At 73.5% G+C, this 23,556-nt stretch carries 21 protein-coding genes; 17 read left to right on the forward strand and 4 right to left on the reverse strand.

The window, feature by feature from the left end; all coding sequences use genetic code 11:
- Nucleotides 1-201: 201 nt before the first annotated feature.
- The 10 genes from GA0070215_RS20830 (at nucleotide 202) to GA0070215_RS20875 (ending at nucleotide 13,060) form a co-directional block, all read left to right on the forward strand.
- Nucleotides 202-2,187 (forward strand): TIGR03960 family B12-binding radical SAM protein, encoded by a 1,986-nt coding sequence (locus GA0070215_RS20830; protein WP_091048816.1) that lies wholly within the window; start codon nucleotides 202-204, stop codon nucleotides 2,185-2,187.
- 169 nt (nucleotides 2,188-2,356) lie between these two features.
- Nucleotides 2,357-2,794, forward strand: a complete 438-nt coding sequence (locus GA0070215_RS20835; protein WP_091048821.1) for a hypothetical protein — start codon at nucleotides 2,357-2,359, stop codon at nucleotides 2,792-2,794.
- A 13-nt stretch (nucleotides 2,795-2,807) separates the two neighbouring features.
- Entirely contained in the window at nucleotides 2,808-4,340 is a 1,533-nt protein-coding gene (locus GA0070215_RS20840) for a hypothetical protein (protein WP_091048827.1), read from the forward strand.
- Between the two features lie 10 nt (nucleotides 4,341-4,350).
- Nucleotides 4,351-5,688: a type VII secretion-associated serine protease mycosin gene (gene mycP, locus GA0070215_RS20845; RefSeq protein WP_091048830.1), complete on the forward strand. Its 1,338-nt coding sequence runs from the start codon at nucleotides 4,351-4,353 to the stop codon at nucleotides 5,686-5,688.
- Nucleotides 5,689-5,942: 254 nt separating this feature from the next.
- A complete protein-coding gene (locus tag GA0070215_RS20850) occupies nucleotides 5,943-6,662 on the forward strand; it encodes a TIGR03936 family radical SAM-associated protein (RefSeq protein WP_081635974.1) in 720 nt (239 codons plus the stop codon).
- Between the two features lie 130 nt (nucleotides 6,663-6,792).
- Nucleotides 6,793-10,125, forward strand: coding sequence for an Rne/Rng family ribonuclease (locus tag GA0070215_RS20855; protein WP_091048835.1), 3,333 nt, complete (start codon nucleotides 6,793-6,795; stop codon nucleotides 10,123-10,125).
- 303 nt (nucleotides 10,126-10,428) lie between these two features.
- Nucleotides 10,429-10,743: a 50S ribosomal protein L21 gene (gene rplU, locus GA0070215_RS20860; protein WP_018787289.1), complete on the forward strand. Its 315-nt coding sequence runs from the start codon at nucleotides 10,429-10,431 to the stop codon at nucleotides 10,741-10,743.
- Nucleotides 10,744-10,754: 11 nt separating this feature from the next.
- Nucleotides 10,755-11,009 (forward strand): 50S ribosomal protein L27, encoded by a 255-nt coding sequence (rpmA, locus tag GA0070215_RS20865; RefSeq protein WP_013288010.1) that lies wholly within the window; start codon nucleotides 10,755-10,757, stop codon nucleotides 11,007-11,009.
- Between the two features lie 90 nt (nucleotides 11,010-11,099).
- Nucleotides 11,100-12,551 carry a GTPase ObgE gene (gene obgE / locus GA0070215_RS20870; RefSeq protein ID WP_018787291.1) on the forward strand — a complete coding sequence of 484 codons (1,452 nt, stop codon included), beginning with the start codon at nucleotides 11,100-11,102 and terminating at the stop codon, nucleotides 12,549-12,551.
- 59 nt (nucleotides 12,552-12,610) lie between these two features.
- A complete protein-coding gene (locus tag GA0070215_RS20875; protein ID WP_018787292.1) occupies nucleotides 12,611-13,060 on the forward strand; it encodes a GNAT family N-acetyltransferase in 450 nt (149 codons plus the stop codon).
- 100 nt (nucleotides 13,061-13,160) lie between these two features.
- Here the strand turns inward: GA0070215_RS20875 and GA0070215_RS20880 are convergent, their stop codons facing one another.
- Nucleotides 13,161-13,625 carry a DUF4383 domain-containing protein gene (locus tag GA0070215_RS20880; protein ID WP_026268334.1) on the reverse strand — a complete coding sequence of 155 codons (465 nt, stop codon included), beginning with the start codon at nucleotides 13,623-13,625 and terminating at the stop codon, nucleotides 13,161-13,163.
- Nucleotides 13,626-13,890: 265 nt separating this feature from the next.
- Here GA0070215_RS20880 and GA0070215_RS20885 point away from each other — a divergent pair, with 265 nt between their 5' ends.
- Genes GA0070215_RS20885 through GA0070215_RS20895 form a run of 3 tightly spaced genes read left to right on the forward strand, consistent with a single transcriptional unit; the run spans nucleotide 13,891 to nucleotide 15,735 of the window.
- Nucleotides 13,891-14,616 (forward strand): hypothetical protein, encoded by a 726-nt coding sequence (locus tag GA0070215_RS20885; protein ID WP_018787294.1) that lies wholly within the window; start codon nucleotides 13,891-13,893, stop codon nucleotides 14,614-14,616.
- A 31-nt stretch (nucleotides 14,617-14,647) separates the two neighbouring features.
- A complete protein-coding gene (locus GA0070215_RS20890; RefSeq protein WP_018787295.1) occupies nucleotides 14,648-15,100 on the forward strand; it encodes a phage holin family protein in 453 nt (150 codons plus the stop codon).
- Nucleotides 15,097-15,735 carry a DUF3618 domain-containing protein gene (locus tag GA0070215_RS20895; RefSeq protein WP_018787296.1) on the forward strand — a complete coding sequence of 213 codons (639 nt, stop codon included), beginning with the start codon at nucleotides 15,097-15,099 and terminating at the stop codon, nucleotides 15,733-15,735. Before GA0070215_RS20890 ends, GA0070215_RS20895 begins: the two co-directional genes overlap by 4 nt.
- A 53-nt stretch (nucleotides 15,736-15,788) precedes the next feature.
- Here GA0070215_RS20895 and GA0070215_RS20900 read toward each other — a convergent pair whose 3' ends face one another.
- A complete protein-coding gene (locus GA0070215_RS20900) occupies nucleotides 15,789-16,874 on the reverse strand; it encodes a glycosyltransferase family 2 protein (RefSeq protein ID WP_091048968.1) in 1,086 nt (361 codons plus the stop codon).
- A gap of 123 nt (nucleotides 16,875-16,997) precedes the next feature.
- On the opposite strand from GA0070215_RS20900, the gene GA0070215_RS20905 reads away from it, so the two are divergent.
- Both GA0070215_RS20905 and GA0070215_RS20910 read left to right on the forward strand, forming a co-directional pair.
- The gene (locus GA0070215_RS20905) at nucleotides 16,998-17,636 is read left to right on the forward strand and encodes an SRPBCC family protein (protein ID WP_091048839.1); all 639 of its coding nucleotides are present in this window, start codon (nucleotides 16,998-17,000) and stop codon (nucleotides 17,634-17,636) included.
- Entirely contained in the window at nucleotides 17,633-18,811 is a 1,179-nt protein-coding gene (locus GA0070215_RS20910; protein WP_026268336.1) for a zinc-dependent alcohol dehydrogenase, read from the forward strand. The genes GA0070215_RS20905 and GA0070215_RS20910 overlap by 4 nt, the downstream gene beginning before the upstream one ends.
- A 21-nt stretch (nucleotides 18,812-18,832) precedes the next feature.
- On the opposite strand, the gene GA0070215_RS20915 is transcribed toward GA0070215_RS20910, so the two are convergent.
- Nucleotides 18,833-20,098 (reverse strand): cytochrome P450, encoded by a 1,266-nt coding sequence (locus GA0070215_RS20915; RefSeq protein WP_091048844.1) that lies wholly within the window; start codon nucleotides 20,096-20,098, stop codon nucleotides 18,833-18,835.
- Nucleotides 20,099-20,336: 238 nt separating this feature from the next.
- Here GA0070215_RS20915 and GA0070215_RS20920 point away from each other — a divergent pair, with 238 nt between their 5' ends.
- Complete coding sequence (locus tag GA0070215_RS20920; protein WP_091048848.1) at nucleotides 20,337-20,723, forward strand: hypothetical protein; 387 nt, start codon at nucleotides 20,337-20,339, stop codon at nucleotides 20,721-20,723.
- Nucleotides 20,724-20,730: 7 nt separating this feature from the next.
- On the opposite strand, the gene GA0070215_RS20925 is transcribed toward GA0070215_RS20920, so the two are convergent.
- Nucleotides 20,731-20,949, reverse strand: a complete 219-nt coding sequence (locus GA0070215_RS20925; RefSeq protein ID WP_013287999.1) for a DUF397 domain-containing protein — start codon at nucleotides 20,947-20,949, stop codon at nucleotides 20,731-20,733.
- A 66-nt stretch (nucleotides 20,950-21,015) separates the two neighbouring features.
- On the opposite strand from GA0070215_RS20925, the gene pepN reads away from it, so the two are divergent.
- Nucleotides 21,016-23,532 (forward strand): aminopeptidase N, encoded by a 2,517-nt coding sequence (pepN, locus tag GA0070215_RS20930; RefSeq protein WP_091048853.1) that lies wholly within the window; start codon nucleotides 21,016-21,018, stop codon nucleotides 23,530-23,532.
- Nucleotides 23,533-23,556 lie beyond the last annotated feature (24 nt).

Raw genomic sequence — 23,556 nt, forward strand, 5'->3', positions numbered from 1 at the left:
TATCTCCTCTCGCGCCCGTTGCGAGGTTAGTACCGTCCCGCCACCCGGGACGAATCCCGCCCCGGTGTCCGGCCCCACTCCGGTGATCAAGGAGTTCGGGTCCGGCGGGAGCGCCGGACGGCACACGAACTCCTTGATCAACGCGACGGACACGGGCGCGGGCGCGGGCGAAGGCGGGGGCACCGCGTACGCTTGGGCATCATGAGTGCCCCGTCCACGACCCCGCGTCCCGCCGCCGCCAACTCCGTCTGGCCCCGGCTGGAGCCGTTGCTGCCGCAGGTGACCAAGCCCATCCAGTACGTGGGTGGAGAGCTGGGAGCGGTGGTCAAGGACTGGGACGCCGCGACCGTCCGGTGGGCGCTGATGTATCCGGACGCGTACGAGGTGGGCCTGCCCAACCAGGGCGTGCAGATCCTGTACGAGGTGCTCAACGAGCTGCCCGACGTGCTCGCCGAGCGGACGTACGCGGTCTGGCCCGACCTGGAGAAGCTGATGCGCGCCCACAGCGTGCCGCAGTTCACCGTCGACGCCCACCGCCCGGTCCGCGACTTCGACGTGTTCGGCGTCTCCTTCTCCACCGAGCTGGGCTACACCAATCTGCTCACCGCGATCGACCTCGCCGGCATCCCGCTGCTCGCCGCCGACCGCACCGACGCCGACCCGGTGATCATGGCCGGTGGGCACGCCGCGTTCAACCCGGAGCCGATCGCCGACTTCGTCGACGCCGCGGTGCTCGGCGACGGCGAGGAGGCGGTGCTGGAGATCACCGCCATCGTCCGGGAATGGAAGGCCGAGGGTTCCCCGGGCGGCCGGGACGAGCTGCTGCTGCGGCTGGCCCGCACCGAGAGCGTCTACGTGCCGCGCTTCTACGACGTCGACTACCTGCCGGACGGCCGGATCCAGCGGGTCGTGCCGAACCGCCCGGACGTGCCGTTCCGGGTGCACAAGCGCACGACGATGGACCTGGACGCCTGGCCGTACCCGAAGAAGCCCCTGGTTCCGCTCGCCGAGACGGTCCACGAGCGGTACGCGGTGGAGATCTTCCGGGGCTGCACCCGTGGCTGCCGCTTCTGCCAGGCCGGCATGATCACCCGCCCGGTGCGGGAGCGTTCCATCACCACTGTCGGCCAGATGGTGCAGCAGGGGCTGGAGTTCTCCGGCTTCCACGAGGTCGGCCTGCTGTCGCTGTCGTCGGCCGACCACTCGGAGATCGGCGACATGTGTTCCGGCCTGGCCGAGCAGTACGCGGGCACTAACGTCTCGCTGTCGCTGCCGTCGACCCGGGTGGACGCGTTCAACATCGACCTGGCCCAGGAGCTGTCCCGCAACGGACGCCGGACCGGTCTGACCTTCGCCCCGGAGGGCGGGTCGGAGCGGATCCGCAAGGTGATCAACAAGATGGTGTCGAAGGAAGACCTCATCCGCACCGTGGTCACCGCGTACTCAAACGGCTGGCGGCAGGTGAAGCTCTACTTCATGTGCGGCCTGCCCACCGAGACCGACTCCGACGTCCTGGAGATCGCCGACATGGCGCACGAGGTGATCCGGGCCGGCCGCGCCGCGACCGGGTCCAAGGACATCCGCTGCACGGTCTCCATCGGCGGGTTCGTGCCGAAGCCGCACACCCCGTTCCAGTGGGCCTCGATGGAGCGGCCGGAGGTCATCGACGCCCGGCTCAAGCTGCTCAAGCAGGCGATCAACAGCGACCGGTCGCTGGGCCGGGCGATCGGCTTCCGCTACCACGACGGCGAGCCGTCGCTGATCGAGGGCCTGCTGTCCCGGGGGGACCGCCGGGTCGGCGCGGTGATCCGCAAGGTTTGGGAGAGCGGCGGCCGGTTCGACGGCTGGAGCGAGCACTTCTCGTACCAGCGGTGGGTGGACGCCGCCGCCGAGGTGCTGCCGGCGTACGGCGTGGACCTCGACTGGTACACCACCCGGCAGCGCGAGGAGCTGGAGGTCCTGCCCTGGGACCACCTCGACTCCGGCCTGGACAAGGACTGGCTCTGGCAGGACTGGCAGGACTCGCTGTCGGAGTACGAGCAGGACGACTGCCGCTGGACCCCCTGCTTCGACTGCGGTGTCTGCCCGGCCATGGACACCGAGATCCAGATCGGCCCGACCGGCCGCAAGCTGCTGCCGCTGACCCCGGTCAACGGACTGAAGCTGCCCGCCGCCGCTCAGGGCTGAGGCCGCCCGCACCCACCGGAGCGCGGGAACCCGATCGGGTTCCCGCGCTCCGTCGTCTTCCCCCGGTGACCGCCGCGGTACGCGGGGTGGGGTGCCCCGACTGGTTCTTCCTCGATACGCTGCGTCCGTAGTGGACCGGCCGGGGCCGGCAGCGGGGAGGACAGTCAGGATGGGCATCAATCCGCCGGACACCGGCGATCTGCACGTCAGCGTCGAGGACCTGGATGCGGCGGCCGAATACATCGAGCGCCTCAAGCAGTACGTCGAGGACACCATCTCATGGGAGATGGAGCGCATCAAGGAGCGGATGAAGGGCGACAGCGGCAACGCGCAGACGGTGCCCAACGGCACGCCGTTCGGCGCGTACGAGGACGCCCGGATGCAGTGGCAGGCGCTGACCACGTCGACGGCCAGCATGGAGGCTCACCTGAAGGCCATCTCCCTGAAGCTGGCCGGCCTGAAGCAGGGCACACAGGACATCGCCAAGGCGTTCCGCGACGCCGAGGCCCGCAACGCGGCCAACGGTAGGGACATCGAGCGGCTGCTGGAGTCCGCGGCGCCGCCGCCGGACGCCGGGCAGCAGCCCAGCTACCCGTACACGGCCTGAGGGGGAGACGGTCATGGCAGCAGGCACCTGGGAGCGCTGCGTCCGTGAGGTGACGCTCTCGGCGGACCCGGAAACCGTCGGATCGGTCGGCGCGGGCTGGAAGAACCTCGCCACCGCGCTCGGCCACCTGCGCGACTCGCTCGTCGGTCGCTCGTTCGTCGGCCCGGTCGCGGCCGGGCAGGAGCGCCCGCACACCGGCGGCCTCCCCGGGATGCTCGCCGGCTGGACGGGCAGCGGCGGCGACGCGTACCGCGAGCACCTCGGCGACATCGGCAAGCAGATCGAGGAACTCGTCACGTACGCCAGCAACGTCAGTGGCGCGCTGACGCGGATCGAGGGTGACATCCGCAAGACGGTGGCGAGCATTCCGATCCCGCTGATGGACAACTTCGGCTGGAACGAGTGGAGCCTGCCCGGCGGCACCGAGCTGGACGACGCGCGCGACGGTGAGAGCCAGTCCGGCTTCCTCGCCGTCCTGCGCAGCGACTACCAGAGCAACCAGGCGCTGTACGCCGACGGCGCGTTCCGCGACAAGGCCGACGACCTCGAAGCCACCATGAAGATCGACGGCAACGCCAGCGACCAGAAGCGCGGCGGCTGGTGGGACACCAAGTCGCACCTCGACAACTGGTACAACGACAACCAGAAGGCGGCCAACGCGGCGATGTCGCCGTTGCCGGCCGCGGTCGAGGCCGAACGCCCCAAGCTGGCCGTACCCCGCCCCACCGACAGCGAGATGGGCGACGGCTACCGCGGCGAGCCGCGGGTCCCCCCGACGGGTGTGCCCGGCGGCGGCCTGCCCGGTGGCGGTGCGCCCGGCGGTGGCGCGCCCGCCGGTGGTGGCGGCCCCATGCTGTCCATCGGCAGCACCGGCATCGGTGGTGGCGGCACGCCCGGCGGCGGCTCGTTCACGCCGCCCTCCGGCGGGCCCGGCGGCGGCCTGCCGGGTGGCGGCACTCCCGGCGGCTCCTACACTCCGCCGACCACCGGGGGGATCCCCGAACTCGGTGGTGCCCCCGGCTCGGGCACCCCGGAGTACGGCAGTGGCCTGGCCGGCGCGGGCGGGCCCGGCACGATCACCGCCGGTGGGCCGGGCACGCTCGGCCTGGGTGGTGGCGCGGGCGGACTGAGCGCCGGTGGCGCGGGCGGGCTGAGCGCCGGTGGCGCGGGCGGGCTGAGCGCCGGTGGCGGCTTCGGCGGCGGCGGGGCGGGCCTGGGCGCGGTCGGCGGGATCGGCGGCGGGACCGGCGCGGTCGGCGGCATGGCCATGGGCGGCCTGCCCGGCATGGTCGGCGGCGGCAACGGCAAGGTTCCGCCACTGACCAGCGCGGCCAGTGCGCTGAAGGCCGCGGCCGCGGCGGGACCGGGCGGTACGGGCGGCGCGCGTGGCGGGATGGCCGGCGCCGGGATGGTGGGCGGCGGAATGATGGGCGGTCACGGCGGCGCCGGTCACGGCGGCGACGCGGCGGGCCACTCGTCATGGTTGACTGAGGACGACGATCCGTGGGGCGCCGGTGACGGTGCGTCCCCGGGCATCCTGCGATGAGGACAGACGGATGACGGTGCACGTCGGCGCGCTCCGGCCGGTGGCGGCCGGTCTGCTTGCCGGATTGATGCTGCTGGGTGCCGCCCAGCCGGCGGTCGCCGCGCCGCGGCGCGCCGAACAGTGGTATCTGGACGAGCTGCGGATCGACCGGGCGCATCAGATCTCCACCGGGCGGGGCGTCGTCGTCGGCGTGCTGGACACCGGCGTCGACGCCGGGCACCCCGACATGCGGGGCCGGGTCCTGGCCGGGGGCAGCACCCGCGACTCCGGTGACGGCCGGCGCGACCCGGACGGCCACGGCACCCACATGGCCGGGATCATCGCGGCCAACGGGACCGGGGTGGTCGGCATCGCGCCCGACGCCCGGATCCTGCCCATCCGTAAGCCCGTCGGCGCGGCGGCCACCAAGGACGACTCCGCGACCGGCATCCGGATGGCTGTCGACGGCGGGGCGAAGGTGCTCAACCTGTCGTACGGCGGCGCCGGGCCGGTGGAGGAGACCGAGGAGGCCGCGATCCGGTACGCGCTGGAGCGCGACGTGGTCGTGGTGGCCGCCGCCGGCAACGTCCGGCGGGCTGGCCCGGACGTCGTCTCACCTGCCAAGATCCCCGGCGTGATCGCGGTGACCGGCACGGTCCGGGGCGGGGGTTTCTGGTCGGGGTCGGCCCAGGGCCCGGAAGCGGTGATCGCCGCACCCGGCGACGAGGTCTACAACATCGGCCCGGATCGGGGCTACGGCTGGGGTGACGGCACCTCCGACGCCGCCGCCGTCGTGTCCGGCGTCGCGGCGCTGATCCGGTCGAAGTTCCCGAAGCTCTCCGCGCCGGACGTGATCAACCGGATGATCCGTACCGCCCGGGATGCCGGCCCGCCCGGCCGCGACCCGCGGTTCGGCTTCGGGCGGATCGACCCGGTGGCGGCGCTCACCGCCGAGGTGCCGTCGGTGTCGGCGAATCCGCTGCTCGGGGCCGCCGCGCCGAGCGCGTCCGCGCCGCCGGCCGCCGCCGAGGACGACAACTTCGACGTGACGAAGTACGGCGACCGGGGCGGCCCCACCGACCAGCAGGTCATGGTGATCGGGATCGGCATCGCCGTGGCACTCGTGGTGCTGCTGGCGCTCGGGGTGTTCCTGATCTGGAACCGTCGCCGTCACCGGCGCGAGCTGGCCGAGGCCGGCTCGATCCCGGACGAGGCGCTGGACCGGATGGACGGTGGTGGGCACGGCCCGCCGGTGCCCGCCGGTCGCGTGGCCGCCCCGCCGCCCGGCCACGGTCCACCCGGCGCCTACCCGCCCCAGGGCCAGGCCCCCCACACCCCACCCGGGCAGAGCCCGCACGCCCCAACCTGACGATCATGAGGTTGACGGCGAAGTCGATCTCCGATCGTGTCGCCAACTTCATGATCGCCGGGGTGTGGCGGGACGGGGGTGTGGTGCGGGCGGTGGTTTGCGGGGGTTTGGGGTGGGTGGAGTGGCCCCGGGTGTGGGGCGCGGTGGGCGCTGCGTCAGGATGAGACAGATACGCAGGCACAGCCGAGGAGCTCACGATCGCCAGAAAGCCTCAACCCGAGGGCGGCCAGGCCCCCGTCGTCCAGCGGGTCCGTATCCGGTACGCCAAGCGTGGGCCGCTGCGCTTCACCTCGCACCGCGACTTCGCCCGGGCCTTCGAGCGTGCGCTGCGCCGGGCCGGCGTGCCGATCGCCTTCTCCCAGGGGTTCACCCCGCACCCGAAGATCTCGTACGCCTCGGCCGCCCCGACGGGAGTGGCGAGCGAGGCGGAGTACCTGGAGATCGGGCTCCGTGAGCCGGTCGACCCGGCGGGGCTGCGTGCGGCGCTCGACGCCGCGCTCTCGCCCGGACTCGACGTGCTCGACGCGGTGGAGGCCACCGGCGGCAGCCTGGCGGACCGGATCGAGGCGTCGTACTGGCGGATCGAGCTGCCCGAGGTCGATCCGAAGGTGCTCGCGGAGGCTGTGGCGGCCTTCACCGCCGCCGAGGAGATCCAGGTCGAGCGGATGACCAAGCAGGGGCGGCGTACGTTCGACGCCCGCGCGGCAGTGGTGACGATCGATGCCATGGCTCCGGCTGAGACGCCTTCCGGGGCGGCGGCCGTACCGTGTGCGATACTCGAACTGGTCGTGCGGCAGGTCACCCCGTCCGTTCGGCCCGATGACGTCCTGTCCGGCCTCCGCGCGGTGGCCGCCCTGGAGCCGCCGGTCACCCCGAAGGTGATCCGGCTGGCGCAGGGCACGCTGACCGCGCAGGGCGAGATCGTCGATCCGTTGGAAGCGGATCGCGACGGGGCAACCATCGGAGAGCGCTGACCGTCGGTCAACGCTCTGGCAGGCAGACTTCGGCGGTCGCGCGTTTGCGCGCCCGGCGGAAACACCTTTGCGGCAACCCTGCGTGGCAGCGCTCACCCGCGCCCGGGGCGGCCAGAACTGGAGAACGTCCATGCTCGAGAACGAGCCCGAGGGCGGCGAACGGACCGGCGCAGAGCCGGCCGGGACGACCGCCGACAGCGCGACCACCGCCTCCGGCAGCGCCGCGAGTGCGACCTCTGCCGGCACCGAGGGTGCCGCCTCCGGCACCACCGCGGAAGGCGGCACCGCGGAAGGCGGCACCGTCGCGGAGGGTGTCGCCGAGACCAAGCCGCCGGCCCGTAAACGGGCCAGCCGCCGCAGGGCCGCCCCGCTGAACCAGCCGGAGCAGACCGATGCGCCGGTCGAGGCGTCCACGACGGTCACCGGCAGCGGTGAGTCGCCGCAGGCCGAGGTGCTCGCGCCGGTGGCCGGCGAACTGGACACCGCGCCGAAGACCACCCGGCGGCGTCGCAAGGCGACCCCGGCGAAGGCGGTCGAGGAGCCGGTGGCGGCGGCCGGTGTGGAGGCCGCCTCGAAGGAGGTCGTGCCGCCGGTCAAGGTGACCCGGACCCGTCGTCGCAAGGCCACGCCGCCGGCTGCCGAGAACGTCGCGCCGGAGGAGACCGCCGCCGCGGGGCAGGCGCCCGCGGACGGCGTGATCGACGGACCGGTCTCCGCGCCCGGGGGCGACCTGATCGCCGAGGGACGCGCCGACATCGACGGCGGCGAGGCCGCCGCACCCGGCGAAGCCGCCGCCGCGGAGAGCGCAGGGATCGCGGAGACCGCGGGTGCCGCCGCCGGGACCGCCGCGCAGGCCCCCACCGGCCGGCGCAGGGCCACCACCCGCGGCAACAAGGCCGCCGGCACGGTGAGCACCGCCGGCCCGTCCGGCATCGTCGAGACCACCGGCGCGGACGTCGAGGACGAGGACGCCGAGGCGGTTGCGGACGCGAGCGCCGCGGCTGCGCGTACCGAAGAGGTGAAGCTGGCCCGCGGCGGCCCGGCGGACGCGACGGGCGCCGCCGTGCCGCGCGCGGCCGAGGAGCCGGCCGAGACACCGCCCGCCACCAGCCGCCGGCGTCGTGCCGCGCTCTCCGCGCCGACCGTCCTGTTCATGGCGCCGCAGCCCGACGAGGCGCCGGCCGTCCAGGTGACGTACCCGGCCGCCGAGGAGCCGATCGAGGAAACGGTCGAGACCGGCCGGCGTCGCCGTCGCGGCCGCCGTGAGGTCGAGCCGGTCGAGGTCGAGGCCGAGGCCGAGCCGGAGGCCGCCGAGGAGGAGCCCACCGCCGAGGCCGAGGAGCCTGCCGAGGGGGACGAGGACGACGAGACGGCCGCGGGCCGCCGTCGCCGTCGCCGGGGCCGCCGGGGCCGGGGCCGGGGCAAGGGCGGCGCGGACGAGGCCGACGACGAGGACGTCGAGGAGCCCGCCGCCGCGGCCGAGGCCGCCGAGGGCGAGGCCGAGGAGCCCGCGGAGGACGAGGAGGACGAGGGCGAGGGGATGACCCGCCGCCGTCGCCGTCGTCGCCGCCGGGGCGCCGGGGAGGCGGACACCGCCGCCGAGGACGGCGTGCCGACCGTCGTCAAGATCCGTGAGCCGCGCAAGCCGGTCGACGAGGTGCAGGGCGTCTCCGGCTCGACCCGGCTGGAGGCCAAGCGGCAGCGCCGCCGGGACGGCCGCGAGCAGCGGCGTACGCGGCCGCCGATCCTGAGCGAGTCGGAGTTCCTGGCCCGTCGCGAGGCGGTGGACCGGGTGATGGTGGTCCGCCAGCGCGGCGACCGCACCCAGATCGCCGTGCTCGAGGACGGCGTGCTCGTGGAGCACTACGTCACGCGGAACTCGTCCGGCACCATGGCCGGCAACGTCTACCTGGGCAAGGTCCAGAACGTCCTGCCGAGCATGGAGGCGGCCTTCGTCGACATCGGGCGCGGGCGCAACGCGGTCCTGTACGCCGGCGAGGTCAACTGGGACGCCACCGGCCTGGAGGGCCGGGCCCGCTCGATCGAGCAGGCGCTGCGCTCGGGCGACTCGGTGCTGGTGCAGGTGACCAAGGACCCGATCGGGCACAAGGGCGCGCGGCTGACCAGCCACATCGCGCTCTCCGGCCGGCACCTGGTCTACGTGCCCAACGGCAACGCCTCCGGGATCAGCCGCAAGCTGCCCGACACCGAGCGCAAGCGGCTGCGGGACGTGCTGAAGAAGCTGGTGCCGGACGGCGCCGGGGTGATTGTCCGGACCGCGGCCGAGGGCGCCAGCGAGGACGAGCTGGCGCGTGACGTCAAGCGGCTCCAGGCGCAGTGGGAGGACATCCAGGCCAAGGCGACCGAGGGTGGCGCGCCGGTGCTGCTCTACGAGGAGCCGGACCTGGTCATCCGGGTGGTCCGGGACCTCTTCAACGAGGACTTCCGCGAGCTGGTCATCGAGGGCGAGCCCGCGTACGACCTGGTCGAGTCGTACCTGTCGCACGTGTCGCCGGACCTGGTGGCGCGGCTGCGCCGGCACGCCGGGGTGGCGGACGTGTTCGCCGAGTACCGGATCGACGAGCAGATCCTCAAGGGGCTGGACCGGAAGGTCTTCCTCCCCTCGGGCGGCTCGCTGGTGATCGACCGCACCGAGGCGATGACTGTCGTCGACGTCAACACCGGCAAGTACACCGGCTCCGGGGGCAACCTGGAGGAGACCGTCACCCGCAACAACCTGGAGGCGGCCGAGGAGATCGTGCGCCAGCTCCGGCTGCGTGACCTCGGCGGCATCGTGGTGATCGACTTCATCGACATGGTGCTGGAGTCGAACCGGGAGCTGGTGCTGCGCCGGCTCACCGAGTGCCTCGGCCGGGACCGTACGAAGCACCAGGTCACCGAGATCACCTCACTCGGCCTGGTGCAGATGACCCGCAAGCGCATCGGCGCGGGCCTGCTGGAGGCGTTCAGCGAGACCTGCGAGTGCTGCAAGGGCCGGGGCGTGATCATCCACACCGAGCCGGTGCCGGAGAAGCCGCGCGCCGGGGCGGGGGAGAAGGTCAAGGCGGTCGCCTCGGCGGTCGCCGCGCCGGCCGAGGAGAAGACCGGCCGCCGCCGGGGCCGCAAGGCCGCCGCGGAGAAGCCCGCGGCCGAGGCCGCCGCGCCGGAGCAGCCGGCTGCGCAGGTCGAGCCGCCGGCCGCGCCGGTCATGCCGGAGCGGACCGTCGCCGAGGTGGTCGAGAACGACGACGACTACTACGACACCCAGGGCTACGACCTGTCCCGGTTCGAGACGGACATGCCCGCCGCCCCGGCGGTCGCGGACAGCCAGGAGGGCAAGTCGGCCCGGCTGGCCGCCGCCGACGACCCGGACGCGATCGGTGACGGGGACAACGACGACGACAGCGGCGCTCCGCGCCGGCGGGCACGCCGCGGCGGCGCCCGGCGGCGTACCCGGCCGTGAGGTCTTGACGCGCTGACCTGCGCGAACCGGGCCCTCGCCCCGCCTCTTCCCGGCGGAGCGGGGGCCCTGTCGTGCCCGCCGATCCGGGCGCAGGGGCACCGACCGGCAGCCCGGTTTGGGGGGCGGGGCGGGTATGGCGTACGCTTGCCTGCGGCGCACTTTTGGTGGGCCGAGTTCCCGCGTGCCCGCGCTGCCGGTGTCACGGCTCCCGGCGAGACGCCGTGGGAACGACCGCGAACGGTGTGACAGCCGACAGCGGTGGAATAGACGCCAGTAGCCTCAACGACAGGGAGTCCGCCTCCGATGTACGCGATCGTCAAGACCGGCGGCAAGCAGTACAAGGTCGCCGAGGGCGACGTGATCGAGGTCGAGAAGCTCGCCGGTGCCCCCGGCGACGCGGTGAAGCTCACCGCGGTGCTCCTCGTCGACGGTGACGACCTGGTGACCGACGCGGCGAAGCTCGCCAAGGTCGCGGTGTCCGGCGAGATCGCCGCGCACACCAAGGGCCCGAAGATCCGGATCCACAAGTTCAAGAACAAGACCGGCTACCACAAGCGCCAGGGTCACCGCCAGCCGCTGACCCAGGTCAAGGTGACCGGCATCTCCAGCGGGAAGTAGGTCGTCCTCCAATGGCTCACAAAAAGGGTGCGTCCAGCTCGCGTAACGGCCGTGACTCCGCGGCCCAGCGACTCGGCGTGAAGCGCTTCGGTGGTCAGGTCGTCAGCGCGGGTGAGATCCTCATCCGTCAGCGTGGCACCAAGTTCCACCCCGGTGACCTGGTCGGCCGTGGCGGCGACGACACGCTGTTCGCGCTGGCCGCCGGCTCGGTGCAGTTCGGCACCAAGCGCGGTCGCAAGACCGTCAGCATCGTGCCGCAGCAGTAGTTCCGAAAGCGTTGCGGGCCGCGGACCTCGAGTCCCGGCCCGCTTCGCTTTTCCCCGTGCGGGGCGGACCCCGCTGGAAGGATTGGCGTCGTGACGACGTTCGTTGACCGGGTCGTCCTGCACATGCAGGCCGGCGACGGCGGGCACGGCTGTGTCTCGATCCACCGGGAGAAGTTCAAGCCGTTCGGCGGGCCGGACGGCGGCAACGGCGGCCACGGCGGCAGCGTGTCACTGGTGGTCGACCCGCAGGTCACCACGCTGCTCGACTTCCACTTCCGGCCACACCTGAAGGCCGAGAACGGCAAGGGTGGCGCCGGCTCGAACCGGGACGGCGCCAACGGGCGTGACCTGGTCATCAAGGTGCCGAACGGCACCGTGGTGCAGAGCCTCGACGGCGAGGTGCTGGCCGACATGGTCGGCGTCGGCACCACGTTCGAGGCGGCCCGGGGCGGCCGGGGCGGGCGCGGCAACGCCTCGCTTGCCAACGCCCGCCGCAAGGCACCGGGCTTCGCCGAGCTGGGCGAGCCCGGCGACCGGCTGGACGTGGTGCTGGAACTCAAGAGCGTCGCCGACGTGGGCCTGGTCGGCTTCCCGTCGGCCGGCAAGTCGTCGCTGATCTCGGTGATCTCCGCGGCCAAGCCGAAGATCGCCGACTACCCGTTCACCACGCTGGTGCCCAACCTGGGCGTGGTCCGGGTGGACAACCACACCTTCACCGTCGCCGACGTACCGGGCCTGATCCCTGGTGCGGCCAGCGGCAAGGGCCTGGGCCTGGAGTTCCTCCGCCACGTCGAGCGCTGCGCCGTGCTGGTGCACGTGATCGACACCGCGACGCTGGAGCCCGGCCGCGACCCGCTCGCCGACATCGACGCCATCGAGTCGGAGCTGTCCCAGTACGGCGGCTTGGCCGACCGGCCCCGGCTGGTCGCGCTCAACAAGGTCGACGTGCCGGACGGCAAGGACCTCGCCGACATCGTCCGCCCCGACCTGGAGGCGCGTGGCCTGCGCGTGTTCGACGTCTCGGCCGCCACCCGGGAGGGCCTGCGCGAGCTGACGTACGCGATGGCGGAGCTGGTCGACCAGGGCCGTCGCGCCGCCCCGCCGGCCGAGCCGACCCGGGTCGTGATCCGCCCGAAGGCGGTCGACGACGCCGGCTTCACCATCGAGGCCGAGCCGGACGGGTCGTACACGGTGCGCGGCAGCCGGCCGGAGCGCTGGGTCAAGCAGACCAACTTCGACAACGACGAGGCGGTGGGTTACCTGGCCGACCGGCTGGCCCGCCTCGGCGTCGAGGAGAAGCTCGCGAAGGCCGGTGCGCAGGCCGGTGACCTGGTGCGCATCGGCGACCGGGAGTTCGACTGGCAGCCGACGCTCTACGCCGGTGCCGACTTCGTGCCCGGTAACCGGGGCACCGACGTACGGCTGGAGGAGAAGTCGAACCGCCCGTCGGCGTCCGACCGGCTGGCGGCCCGCAAGGCCCGCCGGGTCCGGCCGGAGGACGAGGTCGAGGCCGCGCCCGCGGCGGAAGCGGACGCCGAGTAGCCGTTTGCGGGTCGATGGTGGGAAACCTGCGCGAAATCCGGCTGATCTAACGTACGGGCATGTTGATCGAGTCCCGCCCCGCCACCGATCCGGAGATCGCCGCGCTCGTCGTCGCCCAGCAGCGTGAGCTGCGCGACGCGGACGGCGGGTTGGACGGGCAGGTCACAGTCGTGCACACCGACATCCACTATCTGGCCGTCGTGGTGGGCGGCCGGGCGGTCGGCTGCGGCGGCCTCCAGGCGCTCGACGCCGACACCGGCGAGCTGAAGCGGATGTACGTGCGGCCGGCGTACCGGGGGCGGGGCATCGCCCGGCAGCTGCTGGTGGCGCTGGAGGAGCTGGCGTTCCAGCAGGGGCACCGGACGGTGTGCCTGGAGACGGGCATCTACCTGCCGGCCGCGATCGGGCTCTACCGGTCCAGCGGTTACGAGCCGATCCCGGTCTACGGCGAGTACGTGGACAACCCGTACAGCGTCTGCTTCGCCAAGCGGCTGCCGGTGGCGGCCTGACGCTCGAACACCATCGCCTGACCTCCTCGCCCCGATCGCCGTCGCCCCCGGCCTGACTGTGCCGGCCGGGGCAAACTCCGGATCGGCGGGTCGTGCCTGGTCATGGGCGATCGAAGGGAGCCTCCACCCGGGTGCCGGTGCCGAGGTTGTTGTTGAGCAGCAGGCCGGCGGCGAGCATGCCGAAGCCGAGGAACAGGTGCAGCCAGTTGTCGGCGTCGTTGACCGGCACGAAGTTCATCGAGGTGTCCCGGTCGATGGCGAAGCCGTACAGCCACAGCATCAGGTAGAGCGCGCCGCCGCCGGTCAGGAACACCCGCGCCCCGCCCAGCCGCCGGGCCATCACCAGGCCGACCAGCCCGAACGACAGGTGCAGCAGGTTGTGCAGCACCGACACCTGGAACACCCCGAGCAGCTTCGCCTCGGAGTGGTGCCCGGCGAACGTCATCTCGCCGTAGTGGGTGGTGACGCCGGGCACGAAGCCGAGCACGCCGAGGAGTGTGAAGAGGGCCGCCGCCGCGAGGGCGACCTTCTGCACCGCAGGCCGGGCAGACGCGTGTTCGCGCACGTCACGTGCCATCCCCGTCACCCCCGTGAACTGGCCGCCGCCCGGGCGGGCGGGCATTCCATTCTCTGACCGGAGCGGGTCGGTCCCGCAGAGAAATCACGAATCAGGAATGGACCGACCGGCCTGGGGTAGGGCAGTTGTCACGCGGAAACGATCCGCGTGACCCCCCGACGACACCCGCTGGGAACACACGAGCGGAAGGGACACCATGACTCAGGATCTTTCCCCCACGTCTGCGACGTACCAGTCGACGAACGGTGGCGGCGTGCGTGACCAGGCGCGCCAGGTCGGCTCCGACGCCGCACACGCGGGCGGCGCGGTCGCGCAGACCGCCAAGGAGCAGGGCCGGGAGGTGGTGGGCGAGGCCAAGCGGCAGGCCCGCGACCTCTACGGCGAGGCCCGAGGCCAGGTCACCGCGCAGGCCGGTCAGCAGCAGCAGCGCGCCGCGAGCGGACTGCGGTCGCTCGCCGACGAGATGCGCACCATGGCGCAGCAGGGTGGCGGCTCCGGGCCGGTCACCGAGCTGGCCCACCAGGCGGCCGAGCGCGTGCACGGCGTGGCCGGGTGGCTGGAGCAGCGCGAGCCGGGCGACCTGCTCAACGAGGTGAAGACCTACGCCCGCCGCAACCCGGGCACGTTCCTCGTCGGCGCGGCGCTGCTCGGCGTGGTCGCCGGGCGGCTCACCCGCAACATCACCGCGCTCGGCGACGACAGCACTGCGCGGCCGGCGTACGACCCGGACCGCACCGCCGTCATCCCGACCGCCCGTGAGGTGCCGGACCAGGTGCCGCCGGGCGGCTACCTCGACCCGACGCCGGGCAGCTACGCCGAGCCGGACCCGGGCTACTCCGCGCCGGGCGCGACCTACCCGGGTGGCGGCGCCCCGAACACCTGGGCCGACCCGGCGGGCGGCACCGGCCAGCCGCTGCCCCCGCCGGAGCGCACCGACCCGCTGCCGGGCGTCCCGTCGACCGGCGCTCCCCGGCCGTGACCGGCCGCACCGGCAGAAGGGAGGCGACGGCATGACCGTACCCACGCAGGACCCCGGCTACCAGGCGGCGGGCGCCCCGCCCCACGCCGACGAGGTGCGCGGCAGTTCGCTCGGCGACCTGATGCGCCAGGTCACCACCGACCTGTCCACGCTGATGCGCCAGGAGGTGGAACTGGCCAAGGCCGAGATCCGCCAGGAGGGCAAGAAGGCGGGGAAGGCCGCCGGCCTGTTCGGCGGCGCCGGCTTCGGCGGCTACATGGTGGCGCTCTTCGTCTCGATCGCGATCTGGCAGTTCCTCGACAACGTCATGGACTCCGGGCTGGCCGCGCTGATCGTGGCCGTCATCTGGGCCGCGGTCGCGGCGGTCCTGTACTCGATGGGCAAGAAGAACGCCGAGCGGATCCGCGGCCTGAAGCAGACGAACGACAGCGTGCAGCGCATCCCCGACGCGCTCAAGCCGCACCCGGAGGGAGTCACCCGATGAGCACCGATCCCGAGCAGATCCGCCGCGAGATCGAAGCCACCCGCAACAACCTCAGCTCGGACGTGGACGCCCTGGCGTACAAGGTCAGCCCGAGCCGCATCGTCGACGACCGCAAGCAGCGCGTCCGCAGCGCGCTGACGAACGTGAAGGACAAGGTGATGGGAACCGCTTCGGACCTCGGCCACAGCTCCGGCCACGCCGCCCACTCGGTGGGCGACCACGCCTCCTCGATGGCCTCCTCGGTGGGCGACAAGGCGCAGTCCGCCGCGGCCTCGGTGAGCGACGCCGCCCACCGGGCGCCGCAGGTGGTGCGGCAGAAGTCCGAGGGCAACCCGATCGCCGCCGGGGTGATCGCCTTCGGTGTCGGCATGCTGGTCTCCTCGCTGATCCCGGCCACCCGCCGCGAGCAGCAGGTCGCCGCGCAGGTCAAGGAGAAGGCCGCCGAGCACGGCGGGGTGGTGAAGGAGAAGCTGGGCGAGGTCGCCGGTGAGCTGAAGGAGGAGCTGCGCGAGCCGGCGCAGCACGCCGCCGAGTCGGTGAAGGCCACCGCGCAGGACGCCGCGTACACGGTCAAGGACGACGGCCGCGCCGCCGCCCACGACGTCCGGCACAGCGCCGAGCAGGCGCGGTCCTGAACTGTAAGGAAGGGCCCCTTTTTATCGCCCAGGCGATAAAAAGGGGCCCTTCCTTACACCTCGGCGCGCAGCGGTGGGGGCATCGCCCCGGCCTCCACCCAGAGCACCAGATCGTCGGGGCGGCGCCGTGTCATCCGCCGGCGCAGGACCCGTGAGGGGTGGGCCGCCGTCCGCAGCCGGGCTCCCGCGTAGGGCAGCCCGCCGCCTAGCCGCCGTGCCACCGCCAGCCAGGCGCACAGGCCACGTTCCAGCACCCAGGCGGGCGCGGCCAGGCTCGTGTGCGCCGGGAAGATGTGGGTGCCACCGGCCCGTCGCCGGCCCAACTCGGCCACCGCGACGGTGGCCACTCCGGCGCGCAGCAGCAGGCCGGGCCGGCCGGTGGCGAGCGCGACCGCCGCCGCGGGCAGCACCGCCAGCGCGGCGAGCAGCCACACCGGACGGGCCGTCTCGTCGTACGCCTGGCGGACGCGCTGCCCGAGGAAATGCGCGGCGGTCGGCGGTAGCCGCCGCACGTACAGCCACGCCGGGGTGGCGGTGCTGCCGCCGTACGCGCGCACGGTCCGGACCAGTTCCAGGTTCTCGAAGAGCACGTCGGGGTCGTAGCCGCCCATCGACAGGAACGTGCTCCGCCGTACCGCGAGCGTGCCCGGCCAGTCGCCGCCGAACGTGCGGGCGAGCAGCGTCCGGCCGGTGTCCCACCAGGCATGCCAGGGCAGCGGGTCGAAGTGGTTCTGCGGCCGAACCAGGTCCACCCCGTCCAGCATCTGGTGCACGGCGCACAGGGCGGGGCGGTCGTACCGGACGTCGTCGTCGGCGATCACCACGTGCTCGTGCCGGGCCAGCGCGACGCCGGTGAGCACACCGAGCACCTTGCCGTTGCGGCCGTGCAAGGCCGGGTCCGGCGGCACGTGCCGCACCAGCTCGCGCCAGGCGCCGGCGTGCCGGGCGAACAGTTCCGGCGGCGATCCGTCGACCACCACCACGTCGACCCAGCGGCTCAGCTCGCGCAGGTACCCGGTCAGCTCGTCCAGACCGTCGTCGTCGTGGGCGCGAAGCGGCAGGACGTACGTCATCGGCAGCCGGACCGGCGCGGACACGGCGCCCTCGTCGCGCGGCTGTGCGGCGGTCGGTCGGGTCACGTCGCCCTCCCCCTCGTGTCGGGTCACGCGACTTGCCCGGAATGCGGCTGCTGAAACCGTTTCGGGCGGGCTGCGCCGGGTAGCGCAGCCGAATACGGACGGTCCGAGTCGGGAGGAGACGTGATGCCCAGCAACGCGACGAGATGGGCGCTGGCCGGCGCCGCCGCGGTGACCGCCCTCGGGGTCACCCGGACGGTGGCGCGGCGGCGGCACCGGCACCAGCCCGACCGGGAGGACGGCTGGTACGTGGTGCACCGCGGGATCACCGTGGACCGGCCGATGGACGAGGTGGTCGGCTTCTGGGCCGACCGGGAACGGCTCGACCGTGGCCTGGCGGAGTGGGCCACGCTGGAGCAGATCGACGCGAACCGGTGGCGCTGCGTGGCGGCCGACCCGGCCGGCGGCGGCACCGGGTGGCGGGCCGAGATCACCGTCGACGGGCCGGGCCGGTTGAGCTGGCGGGTCACCGACGGGCCGGTCGCCCAGCGCGGCCGGGTCGAGCTGACCGCCGCTCCGCAGGACCGGGGCACCGAGATCCGGGCCGAGCTGCGGTGGCGCTCCGGACCGATCCGGCGGGTGGTCGGCCTGGCCGGCGGCGGCGACCCGGACCTGGCGCTGCGCACCACGCTGCGCCGGATCAAGTCGCTGGTCGAGACCGGGCAGGTGCTCGACACCCGGCACGACCCGTCCGGCCGCAGCCCACGGCAGGAACGGGCGACGGACAAGGTACGCGAGAAGCTGATGGCGGGAGGACGGCCGTGAGGGCGTTGTGCTGGGAGGGGGTCGGCAAGCTGGCGGTGCGGGACGTGCCGGAGCCGACCGTCAGGTCCGGCGGCGACATCATCGTCAAGGTCCGCGCGAGCAGCGTCTGCGGCTCCGACCTGCACCTGATCAACGGCTACCTGCCGGCGATGCGTGAGGGTGACATCCTCGGCCACGAGTTCATGGGCGAGGTGGTCGAGACCGGCCCGGACGTGCGCCGGATCTCCGTCGGCGACCGGGTCGTGGTCGGGTCGGTGGTGGCCTGCGGCTCGTGCTGGTACTGCCGCACCGAGCAGTTCTCGCTCTGCGACAACTCCAACCCGCAGCCGGTCTTCACCGAGAAGCTGTGGGGTCACTCGCCCGCCGGCATCCTCGGCTACTCGCACGCGGCCGGCGGCTACTCGGGCAGCCACGCCGAGTACATCCGGGTGCCGTTCGGCGACGTCGGCGCGTTCACAGTGCCGGACGGGGTACCGGACGACTCCGTCGTGTTCGCCTCCGACGCGATGCCGACCGGCTGGATGGCCGCCGACTTCTGCGACCTCAAGGGCGGCGAGGTGGTAGCGGTCTGGGGCGCCGGTGGCGTCGGTCAGATGGCGGCCCGGTCCGCGCAGATCCTCGGTGCCGAGCGCGTCGTTGTCATCGACCGGCTGCCGGAGCGGCTCGCCACCGCGGCGCAGCGCCTCGGCGTGGAGACGATCAACTACGCCGAGACCGACGTGCTGGAGGCGCTGCGGGAGATGACCGCCGGGCGCGGCCCGGACGCCTGCATCGAGGCCGTCGGCATGGAGTCGCACGACGTCGGCCCGGTCTACGCGTACGACAAGGCCAAGCAGACGGTACGCGCGCAGACCGACCGGCCCACCTCCGTCCGGCAGGCGATCATGGCGGCTCGCAAGGGCGGCACGGTGAGCATCGTCGGCGTGTACGGCGGCCTGGTGGACAAGTTCCCGCTCGGCGCGGCCATGAACAAGGCCCTGGTGCTGCGGATGGGACAGATGCACGCCCAGCGTTACATCCCGATGCTGCTGGACCGGGTCGCAGCCGGCGAGATCGACCCCGGCTACCTGGCCACCCATCCGATGTCGCTGGAACAGGGCGCCCGGGGCTACGAGATCTTCGAGAAGAAGGAGGACGGCTGCCTGCGTACCGTGCTGCACCCGCAGGCCGCGTGAGCACGCGGGGGTGCGCCCGAGTCAGCGCGGCGGGCGTACCCCCTCGGCCGGTCGTATCCCGTCGAGCACCAGCCCGCCGGGCGGCAACGCCGGCATGGCGCCGAGGTCGAGCGCCAGGTCCTGCGGCGGTACGCGGTAGGTCATCGCGCCGGTCAGGTTCGTCACCGCCCGCTTCATCAGCTCGATCGTGATCCATTCTCCGGCGCAGCGGTGGCCGGTGTAGTGGTCGCCGCCGCCCTGCGGGACCAGGCCGAACGGGTCGTCCCGCCACCCGGCGAAGCGCTCCGGGCGGAACCGTTCCGGCTCGGGCCACACGTCGGGGTGGTGGTTCGTGCCGTACAGGTCGAGCAGCACCCGCCGGCCCTGTGGGAACGCATACCCCCGCCACCGGAACGAGCGGCGCACCCGGGCCGCGGCGACCGGGAAGAACGGGTAGTAGCGCCGTACCTCCTGCACGAACTGCTCGGTCGCGGCGTCGTCGCCGGGTAGCCGGTCCCGCCAGTGCGGGTGGTCGTGCAGCGCCAGCGCGGCGAAGACCACGTACCGGTCCACCGCGACGGTGGGACGCAGCACGTTCAGCAGCTCCACCGCGGCGATCCGGCGGGGCAGCGGCAGGCCCCGTTCGTCCCGGTGCCCGGCCACGACCGCCAGCGCGCTGCCCTCCGGGGCGGGCACCGCGCCCGCGCGTACCCGCTCGATCAGCTCGCCGGCCCAGCGTTGCGCGTGCCGGCGGCCGAGCCGTCCGCGCCAGTGCCGGGGGCCCACTGCGGCCGGCGCCTCGATCATCGCGTGCATCTCGGCGGTGCGGCGCGGCACGTCGGCCTCGGCCAGCGGCACCCCGGCCCAGGCCCAGACCGTCCGGGTCAGGATCCGGCCCACCTCGTCGTAGAGCGCCACCGGGCCGCTGCCCGCCCAGACCTGGAGCTGGGCCCGCCACTGCTCGTCGAAGATCTCCCCGAGGCGGCGGATCGCGGCCGGGGTCATGATCGACATGAACATCGCCTTGCGGACCAGGTGAGCCTGTCCGTCGAGGCCCTGCACGCCGCCGACGCCGGTGAGCGTGCGTTGCCCGCGCACCGGCATGGCGCCGCGCCGGACGAACCGCTCCTCGTCGTAGAACAGCTCGGCGGCCTCCCGGCCGCGCAGGCAGATCGTCGGCTCCAGCAGCAGCCGGGTCTGGAAGACGTCGGTGCCGAGGCGGTCGCAGCGGTCGCCGACGAAGCGGTAGCCCTCCCGAAGGAACGCCAGCGTACTGTCCGGGGTCCGGTCGCTCGGCATGGTGCTCATCTGGGCTGCTCCTGACGCGGTTCGGCGGCGCTGCCTACCTACCCGGGTCGGCGCGGCCGAACCCTCCATTCCAGCAGCTCCGGCCGCTCGGGGGAGGGGCCGGCCACGCGGGTGGCCACTGGCCCCTCCCCGGGCGCGGAAAAGCTGGTTGGCTCGGTTCCGCGGACCGGCGGCGACCGGTCCGCCGCCCGCCGGCGCGACGTCCGGCGGGCGACACCGGCGACGGGGGAGGGCACCGATGCGTGACGACAGGGCGGCACGACGGCACCGCGAGGCGCCGGACCGGCTGCGCGGCGACGGCCGCGACGGGCCGCTGATCGGCGGGCCGCGGCGCTCCGCACCCCGCCCACCGCGGCACTTCACCGTGCACCTGGGCTTCGCGGCCGCCGATCCCGCCGTCGCGCGTGAACACGCCGTGGCGTACGCCGAAGCGCTCGGACTGCTCCGCCCGGAGCTGGCGCTGGGCGCGGCGGCGCTGTCCCCGGCGGACGCCTGGCACCGCGCCGAGCGGCTGTTCTGCGACGCCGCCGGGCCCGACGGCGAGCGCTGTGCCGACGTGGCCGGTCACCCCGGCTTCCACCACGCGCCCGGTCCGGGCGGCCTCGGCTGGGGCGACGGTGACTGAGGCGCGCTCAGTCCAGGTCGAACTCACCGTCCTGGGCGCCCGCGACGAACGCGTCCCACTCGGCCTGCGTGAAGACCAGCACGGGCCCGTCCGGCTCGGCGGAGTTGCGCATGCCGATCAGGTCGTCGACGAATGCCACTTCGACCGCTCCCTCGGAGGTGTCGCCCTCGGCCCGCTGCCAAACCGCCCGGGAGAGGTCGAAATCGCCCTTGGGGTGCTGACCCATCGCTGCTCCTCCATTGCCATGCGTAACGAGAAGGCCCGAGCGGACCTCATCGGGCAGGATAAGCGGATGCCGAGCCTCACCCGTGCAGAGGCGACCGCGCGCGGCGCGTCGATCGTCGTCGAGTCCTACGATGTGGACCTCGACCTGACCGGCGACGCCGAGCGGTTCCGCTCCGCCGTCACCATCCGGTTCCGGGCCACCCCCGGTGCCGAGACCTTCGTCGACGTCAAGCCGCGCCGACTCGTCGCCGCCCGCCTCAACGACCGCGACCTCGACCCGGCCCTGCTCGCCGGCGACCGGCTGCCGCTGACCGGCCTGGCCGGGACCAACACGCTCACCGTCGAGGCCGAGATGGCCTACTCCAACACCGGCGAGGGGCTGCACCGCTTCGTCGACCCGGCCGACGGCGAGACCTACCTCTACGCGATGTCCTTCCTGGACGACGGGCCGCGCATCTTCGCCGCGTTCGACCAGCCCGACCTGAAGGCCCCGGTGACGCTGACGGTAACCGTGCCGCCGGAGTGGACTGTCGCCGCCAACGGGCAGCTCGCCGAGCGGCCCGCGCCCGGCCGCTGGGAGTTCGCCCCCACCGAGCCGCTGGCCACCTACTTCGTCTCGCTGATCGCGGGGCCCTGGCACGTGCTGCGCGCCGAGCACGACGGCATCCCGCTCGGCCTCTACTGCAGACGTTCGCTCGCCGCCCACCTGGACGCCGACGCCGACGAGATCTTCACCGTCACCCGGCAGTGCTTCGACCGCTTCCACGAGCTGTTCGCCGAGCGCTACCCGTTCGGCAAGTACGACCAGGCGTTCGTGCCCGAGTTCAACGCCGGCGCGATGGAGAACCCGGGCCTGGTCACGATCCGCGACGACTACGTGTTCCGCTCCGCGGTCACCGACACCCAGCGGGAGCTGCGCGCCACCACCATCGCCCACGAGATGGCGCACATGTGGTTCGGTGACCTGGTCACCATGAGCTGGTGGGACGACCTGTGGCTCAACGAGTCCTTCGCCGAATACCTGGGCACCCGGGTCACCGCCGAGGCGACCCGGTTCGACCAGGCGTGGACCACGTTCGCGAGCCGCCGCAAGGCCTGGGGCTACACCGCCGACCAGCGCCCTTCCACCCATCCGGTGGCCCCGCAGGAGGTGGCAGACGCCGCCCAGGCGCTGCTCAACTTCGACGGCATCTCGTACGCCAAGGGCGCCAGTGTCCTGCGCCAGCTCGTCGCCTGGCTCGGTGACGAGGCGTTCCTGGCCGGGCTGAACGCCCATTTCGCGGCGCACCGGTTCGGCAACGCCACGCTCGCCGACCTGCTGGCCGCCCTCGGCGGGGCGAGCGGCCGCGACCTGGACGGCTGGGCGGAGCGCTGGCTGCGCCGCGCGCAGGTGAACACGCTGCGGGTGGACACCGCTGTGGACGCCGACGGGCGGTGGACCGACGTGGCGATCGTGCAGACCGCCCCGGCGAGCCACCCGGTGCTGCGGCCGCACCGCATCGGGGTGGCCCACCACACCGCGGACGGCCCGGCGTACCGGTTCGAGGTCGACCTCGACCCGGACGCCGACGGCGGCCGTACGCCGCTGCCGGAGCTGGTCGGGCGGCCCGCCACCGGGCTCGTGCTGCCGAACGCCGGTGACCTGACGTTCGCGAAGGTCCGGCTCGACCCGGCCTCGGCGGACGCGGTGCCGCTGCTGCTTCCGGGCCTGGACGATTCGCTGGCCCGGGCGCTGCTCTGGGCCGAGACGCTGGACGCGGTAACCGACGGGGAACGGCCGGCCGGCGCGCTCGCCGAGCTGATCGGGGCGGCGCTGCCCGCCGAGACCGAGGTGACGATCGTCGAGGACGTCCTGTCGCTCAGCCGCCGGCTGATCGACCGCTACCTCGACCCGCTCGCCCGTGACGCGGCGTTGCTGCGGGTCGCGACCGCCTGCGCGGCGCTGCTCGACCCGGCACCCTCGGGCGGCTCGTTGCAGCTCGCCGCCGCGCGTGGTCTGATCGGCGCCACCACCGACACCGCGATGCTGACCGGCTGGCTGGCCGGCGAGGGCGTCCCGCCAGGCCTGGCGGTCGACGCCGACCTGCGCTGGGCGGTGCTGCGCCGGCTCGTGGTGCTCGGCGCGGCCGGCGCGCCGGAGATCGACGCCGAGGCCGGCGCCGACCGCAGCGCCACCGGCGCCGAGCAGGCCGCCGCGTGCCGGGCCGCGTTGCCCGGCGCCGACGCGAAGCGCGCCGCCTGGGAGATCGTCACCCGCAGCACCGAACTGTCGAACCGCCTGGTCGAGGCGACCGCAGAGGGCTTCTGGCAGCCCGAGCAGGCCGAGCTGACCGCCGGGTACGTGGAGCGCTACTTCACCGACATGCCGGCGGCGGCGCGTCTGCGTACCGCGTGGGTGGCCGACGCGGTCACCGTCGCCGCGTACCCCCGCTACGCCGTGGCGCAGCCCACCCGGGAGATGGCCGCGGCGCTGCTGGCCCGCGACGACCTCACGCCCGGCCTGCGGCGGTGGGTGACCGACCTGGACGACGACATGCGCCGGGCGCTCGTGGCCCGGACGGCGGTGGCGGCCACGTCGGCCTGACCGGGCACGCCGGGCGGCCTCCTC

This window comes from Micromonospora marina, from assembly GCF_900091565.1.
Lineage (GTDB): Bacteria > Actinomycetota > Actinomycetes > Mycobacteriales > Micromonosporaceae > Micromonospora > Micromonospora marina.